Below are 13,182 nucleotides of genomic sequence, written 5' to 3' on the forward strand. Positions count from 1 at the left end.
TTTGATGAATAAATTAAAGCGTCAGCAGTCTGAAAATCAGCGTCGCCAGAAAGCGCCACCGGTGTTTATCCCGTGGCGCTTTGGTGTTATATGCGGATGTGTTGTGCTGGCGTTACTGGCCCTGATTGGCCGCGCTGCTTATATCCAGGTGCTGGAGCCGGGGAAGCTGATCCAGGAAGGCGATATGCGCTCGCTGCGGGTCAAGGCGATGCCGTCTGCGCGCGGGATCATCTCTGATCGCAATGGTGAGCAGCTGGCAGTCAGTGTGCCGGTCCAGGCGGTCTGGGCCGACCCGGTGCAAATCTACAAAAGTGGCGGTATTCAGAACCCGGATCGCTGGTATGCCCTGGCCGATGTACTGGGACTGGACCGTGAGGGGTTGCTGACACGGCTGGAAAGCAATCAGAAGCGCCGCTTTATCTACCTCCAGCGTCAGGTCAGCCCGGCGATGGCCGCCTATGTCAACAAGCTGAAACTGCCAGGGGTCGGCCTCAAAGATGAGTCGCGCCGTTTTTATCCGGCTGGAGAAGTCAGTGCACACTTACTCGGTGTGACGGGGATTGATAGCCGCGGCTTGGAAGGGGTCGAGCGAACCTATGATGGCTGGCTGACCGGCGAGCCGGGGCGACGTACGGTGCGCAAGGACCGTTACGGCCGGGTGGTGGAAAATATTTCCCTCAAACAGCGTGAGCCGGGCAAGCCGCTGAGCCTGAGTATTGATCAGCGCCTGCAGGCGGTGGCTTACCGGGCCGTGAAACAGGCGGTAGCGGATTACCGCGCGACCTCGGCCTCGGTGGTGATGGCGGATGTCCGCACCGGTGAAATCCTCGCCATGGTCAATGCGCCGTCCTATAACCCGAATAACCGCGAGCAGCTGCAGAGTTTCCGGATGCGAAACCGGGCGATCACTGATGCGATGGAGCCGGGCTCCACCATCAAGCCATTCGTGGTGCTGGCGGCGATGGAAAATGGGGTGGCCGATGAAGACACCATGATTGACACCGGCAACGGCCTGATGCAGGTCGGTGGCAGCCGGGTGCGCGATGTCTCCCGGGTCGGCAAGGCTGACTTGACTAAAATCCTCAAGAAATCCAGTAATATCGGGGTGAGTAAATTGTCCCTGGCGATGCCGGTCGATGCCGTACTCGGGATGTACAGCAGCGTCGGGCTCGGCGATGCCTCCGGGATCAACCTGATCGGTGAAGCCCAGGGATTCTTTCCCGATCGCCGGCGCTGGTCGGACTTTGAGCGCGCGACCCTGTCGTTTGGCTACGGGATCTCGGTGACACCGATTCAGCTCGTGCGTGCTTACGCCACCCTCGGTGCGATGGGCGTCAACCGTCCGCTCTCGATCCTCAAAACTGAACAAGTGGTGCCCGGACGGCAGGTCACGTCGGTCGAAAATACCCGCAAACTTCTGAATATGTTGGAAACCGTCACCCAGAAAGGCGGGAGTGCGTTTCGCGCGGCGGTACCGGGCTACCGGGTTGGGGCCAAAACCGGCACCGCGAAAAAAGCCATGGCCGGCGGTTATAGCGATGAATATATTGCGATGACGGCCGGGGTTGCACCGATCAGTAATCCGCGCCTGGCGATGGTGGTGGTGATCAATGAACCGCAGGGCGATAAGTATTACGGTGGCCTGGTGGCTGCACCGATTTTTTCTGAAGTGATGGAAAGTGCGCTTCAGATCTTGAATGTTCCGCCTGATGCCGGAACCGGTGAACAACTCAAAGTCGTACATAACAGAGGCCAAACCCATGCCGGTACTTAAATCAAATCGTCAACTCGGCGAACTCTTGTCTCCCTGGCTCGACCCGGCGCACTGGCCTACCGAGGCTGGGCAAGTTGCGCTGTCGGGAATGACTTTAGACAGTCGTCGTGTCCAAGCGGGCGATCTGTTCGTGGCGGTAAAGGGGCATGCCGTTGATGGCCGCCGGTTTATCCCGGCCGCGATGGAAGCCGGTGCGAGCGCGATCCTGGCGGAAGAAACGGCTGGCTCGCAACCTCGTATCGAGATGCAGCAGGGGATCCCGGTGCTGTTTCTGCCCGCGCTGGGCCAGCAGCTTTCGGCCATTGCCGGACGCTTCTACGGCGCGCCGGACCAGGCACTGAAGCTGGTGGCGGTGACCGGCACCAATGGCAAGACCACCATTTCCCAGCTGCTGGCTCAATGGGCAGCGCAGCTCGGCTATTGTGCCGGGGTGATGGGCACCACGGGCAATGGCCTGCTGCAGCAGCTGAAGCCGACAGTCAATACCACCGGCAGCGCAATTGAAATTCAGCAGGAGCTGGCCGATTTGGTTGCCCAGGGGGCGGATTTTGCCGCGATGGAGGTGTCTTCCCACGGCTTGGTGCAGGGGCGGGTGAAGGCACTGAAATTTAGTGCCAGCATTTTCACCAACCTCAGTCGCGATCACCTTGACTATCACGGCGATATGGCAGCTTATGCGCAAGCGAAGAAAACCCTGTTTACCGAGCACCAGGCCGGTGTCGCGGTGATCAATGCCGATGATGCCGTCGGACTTGAGTGGCTGGGCGAGCTGCCGCAGGCGGTCGCTGTTGCCAGTCAGCGGTCGTTGCTCGCAGCGCACCCGGGGCCGGCCTTGTGGCTGGAGCAGGTCAGCTATACCACCCAGGGGGTGACCGTGGCGTTTGATTCTTCCTGGGGGGCGGGTGAATTTACCGCGCCGTTGGTGGGCTCATTTAACGTCACTAACCTGATGCTGGCGTTGGCGACGTTACTGGCGACCGGCCATCCGCTGGTACAGCTGATGGCAACGGCACCGCAACTGCAGGCGGTGATTGGCCGGATGGAAGTTTTTCAAACCCCTGACAAACCTATGATGGTTGTTGATTATGCTCACACGCCGGATGCGCTGGAAAAAGCGCTGCAGGCGCTACGGGTGCATTGCCGGGGTAAACTCTGGTGTATTTTCGGCTGCGGCGGCGATCGTGATACCGGCAAACGGCCGTTGATGGCCGCAGTCGCTGAGCGGCTGGCGGACCGCATTATTCTGACCGACGACAACCCGCGCAGTGAATCGCCGGCGGCGATTGTAACCGATATGCTCGTCGGGCTGACACAACCGGCACAAGCGAAAATCGAGCACGATCGCGCCCGCGCCTGTGAGTGGGCATTTACCCAGGCCGGCGCCGACGATATCGTGCTGGTGGCCGGTAAAGGACATGAAGATTATCAGGTGCTGGCGGATTGCACGATTCATTACTCGGATCGGGAAACGGTTGCAGCACTATTGGAGAACAAGGCATGATCAAGGTTCAGCTATCACAACTGGCACAGGTTCTGGATGCCGAGCTGATTGGCCAGGACACGTCTATTGCGCAGATCTCGACCGACACCCGCAATATGCAGCCTCAAACGTTATTTATAGCCCTGAAAGGCGAGCGTTTTGACGGCCATGATTTTTGCGCCAATGCCCGGGAGAACGGGGCAACCGCGCTGTTGGTAAGCAAGCACTTACCGCTCAAAATCCCGCAGCTGGTGGTTAAAGATACCCGCCTGGCGTTAGGGCAGCTCGGTGCGTGGGTCAAAGCAGAAATGGCCGCTCAGCACGGGTTGCAGACCCTGGCGCTGACTGGCAGCTGCGGGAAAACCACGGTTAAAGAGATGACTGCGGCCATTCTGGCGCAGAAAGGCAAGGTGCTGGCGACCGCCGGCAACCTGAATAATGATCTCGGGGCACCGCTGACCCTGCTGCGCCTCGAGCCCAGCCATGAGTTTGCGGTGGTCGAGCTGGGAGCCAATCACCAGCAGGAAATCTCTTATACCACCGCCTTGGTGAAGCCGCAGGTGGCGCTGATCAATAACCTGGCGGCAGCCCACCTGGAAGGATTCGGCTCGCTCGATGGCGTAGCCAAGGCCAAAGGGGAGATTTTTGAAGGCCTGGATGACAACGGCGTAGCGATTATCAATGCCGACTCCAACGCCCGGGAGTTGTGGCAGCCGCTGCTTGACTCCAAGCGGGTGGTCACATTCTCTGCGGCCCGGCAGGACGTCGATTTTAGCGCCGATGACATATTTATTAACCATCTTGGCTGCGCTTGTTTTACAATGCGCACCCCCGATGGCAATGTGCCCGTGACGCTGACCCTGCCGGGGGCGCATAACGTGGCCAATGCCCTGGCTGCGGCTGCTTTGAGTATGGCCGTCGGTGCCAGCCTGGATCAGGTTCGGGTTGGTCTGGCTGGGGTTGAGCGGGTTAAGGGGCGGGTGGAAATCAGCCAGCCGGCGCCAGGACTGCGGCTGATTGATGATACTTACAACGCCAGTGTCGCTTCGGTGAAAGCGGCGATTGATCTGCTGGCAACATTTGACGGCCAGCGCTGGTTAGCGTTGGGTGATATGGCTGAGCTGGGCGAAGAGAGCCTTGCGCTGCACCGGGAAGTGGCGGAGTATGCGCGCGCCAAGGCGCTGGACAAGGTCTTTACCTTCGGCCAGGCCAGTGCGGTGGTGAGTGAGCTCAATCATGGCCACCATTTTGCGGATAAAGCGGCGCTGATTGCGCAGCTGAAATCACAGCTTCATCAATTTCAACATAATTCACAAAATGAAGAGGTTACAGTGCTGGCAAAGGGTGCCCGGAGCACCCGGATGGAAGACATCATTGTCGCACTGCAGGAACATAAAGAATGATTTATTGGTTAGCCGACTTACTTGAGTCCACATTCCCGTTTTTTCGTCTGTTTGAGTACCTGACGTTTCGTGCCATTATCAGTGTGCTGACGGCACTGTTGCTCTCGCTGTGGATGGGGCCGCGCCTGATTACTCGCCTGCAAATGCTGCAGATTGGCCAGGTGGTACGCCATGACGGGCCGGAGTCGCATTTCAGCAAGCGCGGTACGCCAACCATGGGCGGCATTATGATCCTGGCTGCGATTGCGATTACCGTGCTGTTATGGGCAGATTTGTCGAACCCGTATGTCTGGGCCGTGTTGACGGTGATGTTGGGTTATGGTGCGGTGGGCTTTGTCGATGACTACCGCAAAGTGGTGCGCAAAAATACCGATGGCCTGATTGCCCGCTGGAAATACTTCTGGCAGTCGGTGATTGCATTCGGAGTCGCGTTTGCCCTGTATGTGCACGGCCAGGATACTGCGGCAACCCAACTGGTGGTGCCGTTCTTCAAAGATGTGATGCCGCAACTGGGGCTGTTCTACATCGTGATGACCTATTTTGTGATTGTCGGCACCAGTAATGCGGTCAACCTGACCGATGGCCTTGATGGCCTGGCGATCATGCCGACCGTAATGGTGGCGGCCGGGATGGCATTTATTGCCTGGGCGACCGGGAACGTCAATTTTGCCGAATACCTCAATATTCCGTACCTCAAAGATGCCAGTGAGCTGGTAGTGGTCTGTACTGCGATTGTCGGTGCCGGTCTGGGCTTTTTGTGGTTCAACACCTATCCGGCACAGGTGTTTATGGGCGATGTCGGCTCGCTGGCCCTGGGCGGTGCGCTCGGCACCATCGCGGTGTTGGTGCGTCAGGAGCTGCTGCTGGTGATCATGGGCGGGGTGTTCGTAATGGAAACCGTGTCGGTGATCCTGCAGGTCGGTTCGTACAAGCTGCGCGGCCAGCGTATTTTCCGGATGGCGCCGATCCACCACCACTATGAGCTTAAGGGCTGGCCGGAGCCGAGGGTGATTGTGCGCTTTTGGATCATTACCCTGATGCTGGTGTTGATCGCGCTGGCAACACTGAAGGTACGATAACATGAATGGCTTGGATGGTGTCAAACAGGTTGTGGTAGTTGGACTGGGTATGACCGGCCTCTCGGTGGTGAACCACCTGCTGCGTCAGCCGGGCGAGCTGGCGATCAAGGTCATGGACACCCGCCTGACACCGCCCGGGCGGGATCAGCTGCCGTCATCGGTCGCCCTGCACAGCGGCGGCTGGCAGATGGACTGGCTGCTGAATGCCGATTTGATTGTTGCCAGTCCGGGTGTGGCACTGGCGACGCCGGAGCTGGTGGCCGCGCGCCAGGCCGGGATTGAGATTGTCGGTGACATTGAACTGTTTGCCCGCGCCGTGACCAAACCTGTGGTGGCGATCACCGGATCGAACGGCAAGAGTACCGTTACCAGCCTGGTCGGCGAAATGGCCAAGGAGGCCGGGCTCAACGTCGGTGTCGGCGGCAATATCGGATTTGCCGCGCTGGATATGCTGGCGCAGGACCATGATTTGTATGTGCTGGAGCTGTCGAGCTTCCAGCTGGAAACCACCTCCTCATTATCGCTTGTGGCCGCGGCCTACCTCAATTTGTCAGAAGACCATATGGATCGCTATGACAGCCTGGCCGATTACAGCCAGGCCAAAATGCGGATTTTCGATCACGCCAAGCTGGCGATCTGGAACCGCGATGATCCGGCAACTTGCCCGCCATCCTTTGTCGGCGCGATGACCAGTTTTGGTTTTGACGCTCAGGCTTACGGCCTGGTTGAGCAGGACGGCGCCGAGTGGCTGGCGGTGGAGCAGCAAGCTTTAATGCCGGCCGCAGAGATCGCCTTAGTCGGCCGGCATAATATCGCCAACAGCCTGGCCGCGCTGGCGCTGGCCGATGCGGCTGGTGTTGATCGCGAGGCGGCCTGTCGCGCGCTGCGCCGTTATCGCGGCCTGGCCCATCGCTGCCAGCTGGTGGCGGAACATCTGGGGGTGCGCTGGGTCAATGACTCGAAAGCGACCAATCTGGCCAGCACTCTGGCAGCCCTGAAAGGACTGTCGCTGTCCGGCACCTTGCATCTGCTGATGGGTGGGGATGGCAAAGGCGCGGATTTCTCTGAGCTCAAACCGATCTTGGCACCGCTGGATGTCCGGCTCTATTGCTACGGTCGGGACGGGGAGTTGTTCCTGCCTTTGGCTGACTCTGCCATCCGGGTTGAAACGATGGCCGAGGCCATGGCGCAGGCGGCAGCCTCGGCCAAAGCGGGTGACATGATCCTACTGTCGCCGGCCTGTGCCAGCTTTGATCAGTTCCCGAATTTTATGGCCCGGGGCGATGCTTTCGTGGCTCTGGCGCAAACCCTGCAGTACCAAGTGGCCGGGGGAGCGTGATGCTGAGTGCGCTGCGAGATCGCCTGGGAGGACTGGGAGAGTGGCTGACTCGCCCGGCAGCGCCGTGTCTGTATGATCGTCAGCTGGTCTGGATTGCCCTGATCCTGATGGTGACCGGTCTGGTGATGGTGACTTCCGCCTCGGTCCCGGTCGCGACCCGGCTGACCGGGATGCCGTTTTACTTTGCGCTGCGCCATGGCTTTTTCCTGATCTGTGCGCTGGTGATTGCGGCGTTTGTGGTCCAGATCCCGCTCGAACGTTGGCGTCAGCTCAGTGTGCCGATGCTGCTGGGGTCGATTTTTCTGCTCATTGCCGTGCTGGTAGTGGGGCGTTCGGTGAACGGGGCGTCGCGCTGGATCCCGCTGGGGATCTTTAACCTTCAGCCGGCCGAAGTGGCCAAATTGTCGCTGTTTATTTTCCTCTCCGGCTATCTGGTGCGTCAGTATCACCAGGTGCGGGAGAGTTTTTATGGTTTTATCAAGCCGCTGGTGGTGCTGGCGGTGATGGCCGGGTTGCTGCTGATGCAGCCGGATCTCGGCTCGTTCGTGGTGATGTTTGTCACCACGGTCGGCATGCTGTTTATTGCCGGCGCCAAGCTGTGGCAGTTTCTGGCGATGCTGGCGGCGGCGGTGCTGGGGATCACCCTGCTGATTATTTTTGAACCCTACCGTTTGCGCCGGGTGACCTCCTTCATGGATCCGTGGGAAGATCCGTTTGGCAGCGGCTACCAGCTCACCCAGTCGTTGATGGCTTTTGGCCGCGGCGACTGGCTGGGCCAGGGGCTGGGTAACTCGATTCAGAAGCTGGAATACCTGCCGGAAGCTCATACCGACTTTGTGTTTGCGGTGTTGGCGGAAGAAGTGGGGCTGGTCGGGGTGACTGTGGTGTTACTCCTGATTTTTGCTCTGGTATTCAAAGCGCTGCTGATCGGGCGTAAGTGCCTGCAGTCAAGACAGCTGTTCGGTGGATTTCTGGCATTTGGCTTTGGCTTCTGGTTTGCGTTCCAGACCCTGGTCAACGTTGGGGCGGCTGCCGGGCTGGTTCCGACCAAGGGGCTGACATTGCCGCTGATCAGCTACGGCGGCTCAAGTTTATTTATGATGGCGACGGCGGTCGCGATCTTAATCCGAATTGATCATGAGCAGCGTCAGGCGGCTCGGTACGGGCCTGCAGAAGAAACAGATGAAAACGATGACGAACAAGAATAAGCGCTTACTGGTGATGGCCGGTGGCACTGGGGGCCATGTGTTTCCCGGACTGGCGGTGGCCAGGAAGCTGCAACAGGAAGGCTGGGAAATCCGCTGGCTGGGGACAGCCGATCGGATGGAAGCGGACCTGGTGCCCAAGCACGGGATTGAGATCGACTTTATCAAGGTCAAGGGCTTGCGGGGCCAGGGGATTGCCAGGCTGTTGGCCGCGCCTTTTAAAATTTTCGGCGCCATTGCGCAGGCCCGGCGATATCTCAAAGCCTGGCAACCGGACGTAGTGCTGGGGATGGGCGGTTATGTCAGCGGGCCGGGCGGCGTTGCAGCCTGGCTATCCGGGATCCCGGTGGTGCTGCATGAGCAAAATGCAGTTGCTGGCCTGACTAACCGCTGGCTGTCCCGGATTGCGTCGGCGGTCCTGCAGGCGTTTCCCGGCGCATTTGCCGACAAAGAGGTCGTGGGCAACCCGGTTCGCCGTGATGTCACCGAGCTGCCACCGCCGGCACAGCGTTTTGCTGAGCGCCAGGGGCCGCTGCGGATCCTGGTGATGGGTGGCAGTCAGGGTGCACGGATCTTGAACCAGACCCTGCCGGCCGTTGCCGGCCAGCTGGGCAATAAAGTCACAATCCGCCATCAGGCAGGGAAAGGCAACCAGGCTGAAACCGAGCAGGCCTATGTCGCCAATACAGCCGTGACACATGAGATCACCGAGTTCATCGATGATGTGGCGTCGGCTTATGCCTGGGCTGATCTGGTCGTGTGTCGCTCCGGTGCGCTGACGGTTTCTGAGCTTGCTGCGGCTGGTGTCGGCGCGATCTTCATTCCTTTTATGCACAAAGATCGTCAGCAGGCGTTGAATGCCGATCATCTGGTGCACTGTGGTGCGGCCAGGATGATTGAACAGGCTGATCTGACGCCGGCAGGGCTGGCTGAGCAAATTGACCAACTTGATCGCCGCGCGCTGGCTGCCATGGCCGAAGCGGCGCGCGATGCAGCGATTCTGGATGCCGATGCCCGCGTGGCGGCGGTGATCCGAACGCTGGCAAACCCATAACATGAGACAGAGTGATGAAAGAACTGGATAACCAGCAATTAGCAAAAATCAGAACCATGGTACCAGAGATGCGTCGGGTTGAGCGCATCCACTTTGTCGGGATCGGCGGGGCCGGAATGAGCGGGATTGCCGAAGTGCTGATTAACGAAGGCTACCGGATCAGCGGCTCGGACCTGGCACCGAACGCGGTGACTGAGCGTTTGAGCGCCAAAGGCGCGGCGATCTATTTCGGCCATGCGGCCGAGAATATCGAAGGCGCCAGTGTGGTCGTGGCATCGACTGCAATTGTGGCCGAGAACCCGGAACTACAGGCTGCCCGGGCTAAGCGGATCCCGGTGGTTCGCCGTGCTGAGATGCTGGCTGAGCTGATGCGCTATCGCCACGGAATCGCGATTGCCGGGACCCACGGCAAAACCACCACCACGGCCCTGACCACCCAGATTTATTCTGAGGCCGGCCTGGATCCGACGTTTGTCAACGGCGGCCTGGTGAAGAGTGCCGGAACCAACGCCCGTCTGGGTTGCAGCCGCTACCTGATTGCCGAAGCCGATGAAAGTGATGCTTCCTTCCTGCACTTGCAGCCGATGGTGTGTGTTGTCACCAATATCGAAGCGGATCATATGGAAACCTATGGCGGCGACTTCGAAGTTCTTAAACAAACTTTTATCGATTTTCTCCACAACCTGCCGTTTTACGGTTTGGCGGTGATGTGCGTCGATGATCCTGTGGTGCGTGAACTGCTGCCGCGGGTCGGCCGTCAGGTGATCACTTACGGCTTTGCCGAAGATGCTGATGTCCGCCTGGTGAACTACCGTCAGCAAGGCCAGCAGGGCTTTTTCACCATCACGCGCAAGGGCAAGCCGGATCTGGCAGTTAAGCTCAATATTCCGGGCCGTCACAACGCGCTGAATGCAACGGCTGCGGTCGCCGTGGCGACCGAAGAAGGCGTTGAGGATGCCGCGATTATCCGGGCACTGGCCGAGTTCCAGGGGACCGGTCGCCGCTTTGATCACCTGGGCGAGTTCGACTCCGGCAACGGCAGGGTCATGTTGGTTGATGATTACGGCCACCACCCGAGTGAAGTGGCGGTGACCATCCAGGCTGCCCGCGCCGGCTGGAAAGACAAGCGACTGGTGATGGTGTTCCAGCCACATCGCTACAGCCGGACCCGGGATCTGTATGACGATTTTGCCAACGTGCTGGAGCAGGTCGACGTGTTGGTGATGCTGGATGTCTATTCGGCCGGGGAAGCGCCGATTGCCGGTGCCGATGGCCGCTCCCTTTGCCGCACCATCCGCCAACGCGGCAAGATCGATCCGATTTTTGTTCCCAATGGCGAAGCTTTGCCGTCTGCACTGGCCAGTATTCTCCAGGAAGGAGATCTGGTGCTGACCCAGGGGGCTGGTGATGTCGGCAGAGTTGCCCGCAACCTGGCGGAGATGAAGCTGAATATTGCAGCAATGAGCCGCCGTTAAATGTTCGGGAATAAACGGTGATAAATGGTACATTTATTGCATTGTTTTTAAGCAGTACAGACCGGCAAGCGCAATTTTTATTGGGTTTTACGTTCAGGAATTGCCAGGAAAGGCGCGACAGGAGTTGGAGAGCAACAGGTTGGTCGGTATAATCGATCAACTTTGCATTCTCCGGCGTCTGGCCGGTCAGCCGGGTCGTCTGGCACCGCAATGAACCAAGCTGGGGCGGTGCAGGAGACGGAATGAAAGCAAGTAGGCAAGACAAGATATGGCTGATGCAGTCGTGACAAGCTTCTCCCTGCCGTCATCGGCAAAGCGGATACCGTGGGGAGGGATGACTTTTTTTCTTGCGGTGATTGGTTTTATCGCCTGGCTGTTGAGTGCCGGCCTCACCTGGATGACAGATGCGAACCGCCTGCCGTTGTCACAGCTGGTGATCCAGGGGGAGCTGACATACTTGAAAGCCGACGATGTCCGCCGGGGGATCCTGGCATTGGAGCATCTCGGTAGTTTCATGACCCAGGATGTGGATGAGATCCAGCTGGCGCTGGAAGCCCTGCCGTGGGTCGCCCGGGCATCGGTTCGGAAACAGTGGCCGGATACAATCAAAGTCTTTTTGGTTGAGCATCAGCCGGCTGCAGTGTGGAACCGGCAGCATCTGGTCAACACCAACGGTGAGGTTTTTCGTGCTGCGGCCGCGCAGGTCCGGGAATTAGGGCTGGTTGAACTCAGCGGTCCTGAGGGCAGCAGTGCTGAGGTACTGGCAGCCCAGCGGGAGATGCAACCGAAATTACAGCGTGCCGGCCTGGAGATGGCGCAGCTTGCTCTGAACGAGCGTCGCTCCTGGCGGGTGTGGCTAACAAATGGAATCCGGCTTGAACTGGGCCGGGAAGGCAGGATGGAGCGCCTGATGCGTTTTATCAGCCTGTATCCTGAATTAGAGCAGCAAGGAAAAGCCATAACGTACGTAGACTTGCGCTACGATACTGGGGCTGCTGTGGGTTGGAACCAAGTTCCAGAATAAGACAGCCGGACGACACTCCGCCAAACAGAGGAGTGCGGGTGAGTATAACGATAAGAGTGTGCGCTAATGACGAAGGCGGCAGATAAAAAACTCATAGTAGGCCTGGATATCGGCACGTCCAAAGTGTGTGCTTTGGTCGGGGAAGTGCTGCCCGATGACAAGGTCAATGTCATTGGTGTCGGCAGCAGCCCGTCGCGGGGTATGGATAAAGGCGGGGTCAATGATCTTGAGTCCGTGGTCAAGTCAGTACAGCGCGCCGTCGATCAGGCGGAGCTGATGGCTGACTGCCAGATTTCCTCCGTGTTTTTGTCCTTATCCGGCAAACACATACGTTGCCAGACAGAAAAAGGCATGGTGCCGATTTCTGACAAAGAGGTAACACAGGATGATGTTGATAATGTTATCCATACAGCGAAGTCGGTAAAAATTAGCGATGAACATCGAACTTTGCATGTAATTCCCCAGGAATTTGCTATTGATTATCAAGAGGGAATTAAAAATCCGGTTGGGTTGTCAGGGGTGCGGATGGAAGCCAGCGTTCACCTGATCACCTGTCACAATGATATGGCCCGCAATATTGTCAAGGCCGTTGAACGATGCGGGCTGAAGGTTGACCAACTGATATTCTCCGGTCTGGCCGCCAGCCATGCCGTACTGACAGCCGATGAGCGTGAACTGGGTGTTTGCGTGGTTGATATCGGCGGCGGCACCATGGATCTGGCCGTATGGACCGGCGGGGCACTGCGACATGCCGAAGTGATCCCGTATGCCGGGAATGTGGTGACCAGCGATATCGCTTATGCCTTCGGCACGCCTCCGGGCGATGCCGAAGAAATCAAAGTCAAATATGGCTTTGCGCTGAGCGAGCTGGTCAGCAAAGACGCCAAAGTGGACGTCCCGAGTGTCGGTGGTCGTCCGTCACGGAGCTTGCAAAGCCAGACCTTGGCGGAAGTGATCGAGCCTCGCTACAGTGAGTTACTGGGGCTGGTGAATCAGAAGCTACTGGAAATACAGGAACAACTGCGTACTGCGGGGGTGAAGCACCATTTGGCGGCAGGGGTTGTCCTCACCGGCGGCGCTGCGCAAATGGAAGGGTTGATTGAATGTGCCGAGCGGGTTTTCCGCAATCAGGTACGGATCGGGCAGCCGCTTGAGCTGAGCGGTCTGACAGATTATGTCCAGGCCCCGCACTATGCAACGGCAGTAGGATTACTGCATTACGGAAAGGACAGTCAGACATTTGACGAGAGTGAACCGGAGCCGAAACGCTCTGTCTCCGGGATCTTCACGAAAATCAGTGGTTGGCTAAGAAAAGAATTTTAAACCTGATGCGAACAGGAAAAACGGAG

At 58.5% G+C, this 13,182-nt stretch carries 10 protein-coding genes; all 10 read left to right on the forward strand.

Going from position 1 to position 13,182, the window contains the following annotated elements:
• Nucleotides 1–4 precede the first annotated feature (4 nt).
• The 10 genes from ftsI to ftsA all read left to right on the forward strand — a co-directional run bounded on the left by ftsI (nt 5) and on the right by ftsA (nt 13,156).
• On the forward strand, nt 5–1,774 hold the full coding sequence (gene ftsI, locus NNL38_RS01775) for a peptidoglycan glycosyltransferase FtsI (protein ID WP_255389320.1): 1,770 nt from the start codon (nt 5–7) through the stop codon (nt 1,772–1,774).
• Complete coding sequence (gene murE / locus NNL38_RS01780) at nt 1,761–3,275, forward strand: UDP-N-acetylmuramoyl-L-alanyl-D-glutamate--2,6-diaminopimelate ligase (protein WP_255389321.1); 1,515 nt, start codon at nt 1,761–1,763, stop codon at nt 3,273–3,275. Before ftsI ends, murE begins: the two co-directional genes overlap by 14 nt.
• A complete protein-coding gene (murF, locus tag NNL38_RS01785; RefSeq protein WP_255389322.1) occupies nt 3,272–4,657 on the forward strand; it encodes a UDP-N-acetylmuramoyl-tripeptide--D-alanyl-D-alanine ligase in 1,386 nt (461 codons plus the stop codon). The genes murE and murF overlap by 4 nt, the downstream gene beginning before the upstream one ends.
• A complete protein-coding gene (gene mraY / locus NNL38_RS01790) occupies nt 4,654–5,736 on the forward strand; it encodes a phospho-N-acetylmuramoyl-pentapeptide-transferase (protein ID WP_255389323.1) in 1,083 nt (360 codons plus the stop codon). Before murF ends, mraY begins: the two co-directional genes overlap by 4 nt.
• A 1-nt stretch (nt 5,737) precedes the next feature.
• A complete protein-coding gene (gene murD / locus NNL38_RS01795) occupies nt 5,738–7,075 on the forward strand; it encodes a UDP-N-acetylmuramoyl-L-alanine--D-glutamate ligase (protein ID WP_255389324.1) in 1,338 nt (445 codons plus the stop codon).
• Nucleotides 7,075–8,283: a cell division protein FtsW gene (ftsW, locus tag NNL38_RS01800; protein WP_255389325.1), complete on the forward strand. Its 1,209-nt coding sequence runs from the start codon at nt 7,075–7,077 to the stop codon at nt 8,281–8,283. The genes murD and ftsW overlap by 1 nt, the downstream gene beginning before the upstream one ends.
• A complete protein-coding gene (gene murG / locus NNL38_RS01805) occupies nt 8,267–9,334 on the forward strand; it encodes an undecaprenyldiphospho-muramoylpentapeptide beta-N-acetylglucosaminyltransferase (RefSeq protein ID WP_255390537.1) in 1,068 nt (355 codons plus the stop codon). Before ftsW ends, murG begins: the two co-directional genes overlap by 17 nt.
• 14 nt (nt 9,335–9,348) lie before the next feature.
• Nucleotides 9,349–10,809 (forward strand): UDP-N-acetylmuramate--L-alanine ligase, encoded by a 1,461-nt coding sequence (gene murC / locus NNL38_RS01810; protein WP_255389326.1) that lies wholly within the window; start codon nt 9,349–9,351, stop codon nt 10,807–10,809.
• 268 nt (nt 10,810–11,077) lie between these two features.
• Nucleotides 11,078–11,833 (forward strand): cell division protein FtsQ/DivIB, encoded by a 756-nt coding sequence (locus tag NNL38_RS01815; protein WP_255389327.1) that lies wholly within the window; start codon nt 11,078–11,080, stop codon nt 11,831–11,833.
• Between the two features lie 66 nt (nt 11,834–11,899).
• Complete coding sequence (gene ftsA, locus NNL38_RS01820) at nt 11,900–13,156, forward strand: cell division protein FtsA (RefSeq protein WP_255389328.1); 1,257 nt, start codon at nt 11,900–11,902, stop codon at nt 13,154–13,156.
• The last annotated feature ends 26 nt before the right edge of the window (nt 13,157–13,182 follow it).

The sequence above is a fragment of the Photobacterium atrarenae genome (assembly GCF_024380015.1).
In the GTDB taxonomy this organism is placed as follows: Bacteria; Pseudomonadota; Gammaproteobacteria; order Enterobacterales; family Vibrionaceae; genus Photobacterium; species Photobacterium atrarenae.

What these genes read in the sequence shown, in the direction of transcription:
- ftsW (WP_255389325.1), top strand. Translation starts at nt 7,075, where the DNA reads ATGCTGAGTGCGCTGCGAGATCGCCTGGGAGGACTGGGAGAGTGGCTG.
- mraY (WP_255389323.1), top strand. Translation starts at nt 4,654, where the DNA reads ATGATTTATTGGTTAGCCGACTTACTTGAGTCCACATTCCCGTTTTTT.
- murF (WP_255389322.1), top strand. Translation starts at nt 3,272, where the DNA reads ATGATCAAGGTTCAGCTATCACAACTGGCACAGGTTCTGGATGCCGAG.
- murG (WP_255390537.1), top strand. Translation starts at nt 8,267, where the DNA reads ATGACGAACAAGAATAAGCGCTTACTGGTGATGGCCGGTGGCACTGGG.
- ftsA (WP_255389328.1), top strand. Translation starts at nt 11,900, where the DNA reads ATGACGAAGGCGGCAGATAAAAAACTCATAGTAGGCCTGGATATCGGC.
- ftsI (WP_255389320.1), top strand. Translation starts at nt 5, where the DNA reads ATGAATAAATTAAAGCGTCAGCAGTCTGAAAATCAGCGTCGCCAGAAA.
- NNL38_RS01815 (WP_255389327.1), top strand. Translation starts at nt 11,078, where the DNA reads ATGGCTGATGCAGTCGTGACAAGCTTCTCCCTGCCGTCATCGGCAAAG.
- murD (WP_255389324.1), top strand. Translation starts at nt 5,738, where the DNA reads ATGAATGGCTTGGATGGTGTCAAACAGGTTGTGGTAGTTGGACTGGGT.
- murC (WP_255389326.1), top strand. Translation starts at nt 9,349, where the DNA reads ATGAAAGAACTGGATAACCAGCAATTAGCAAAAATCAGAACCATGGTA.
- murE (WP_255389321.1), top strand. Translation starts at nt 1,761, where the DNA reads ATGCCGGTACTTAAATCAAATCGTCAACTCGGCGAACTCTTGTCTCCC.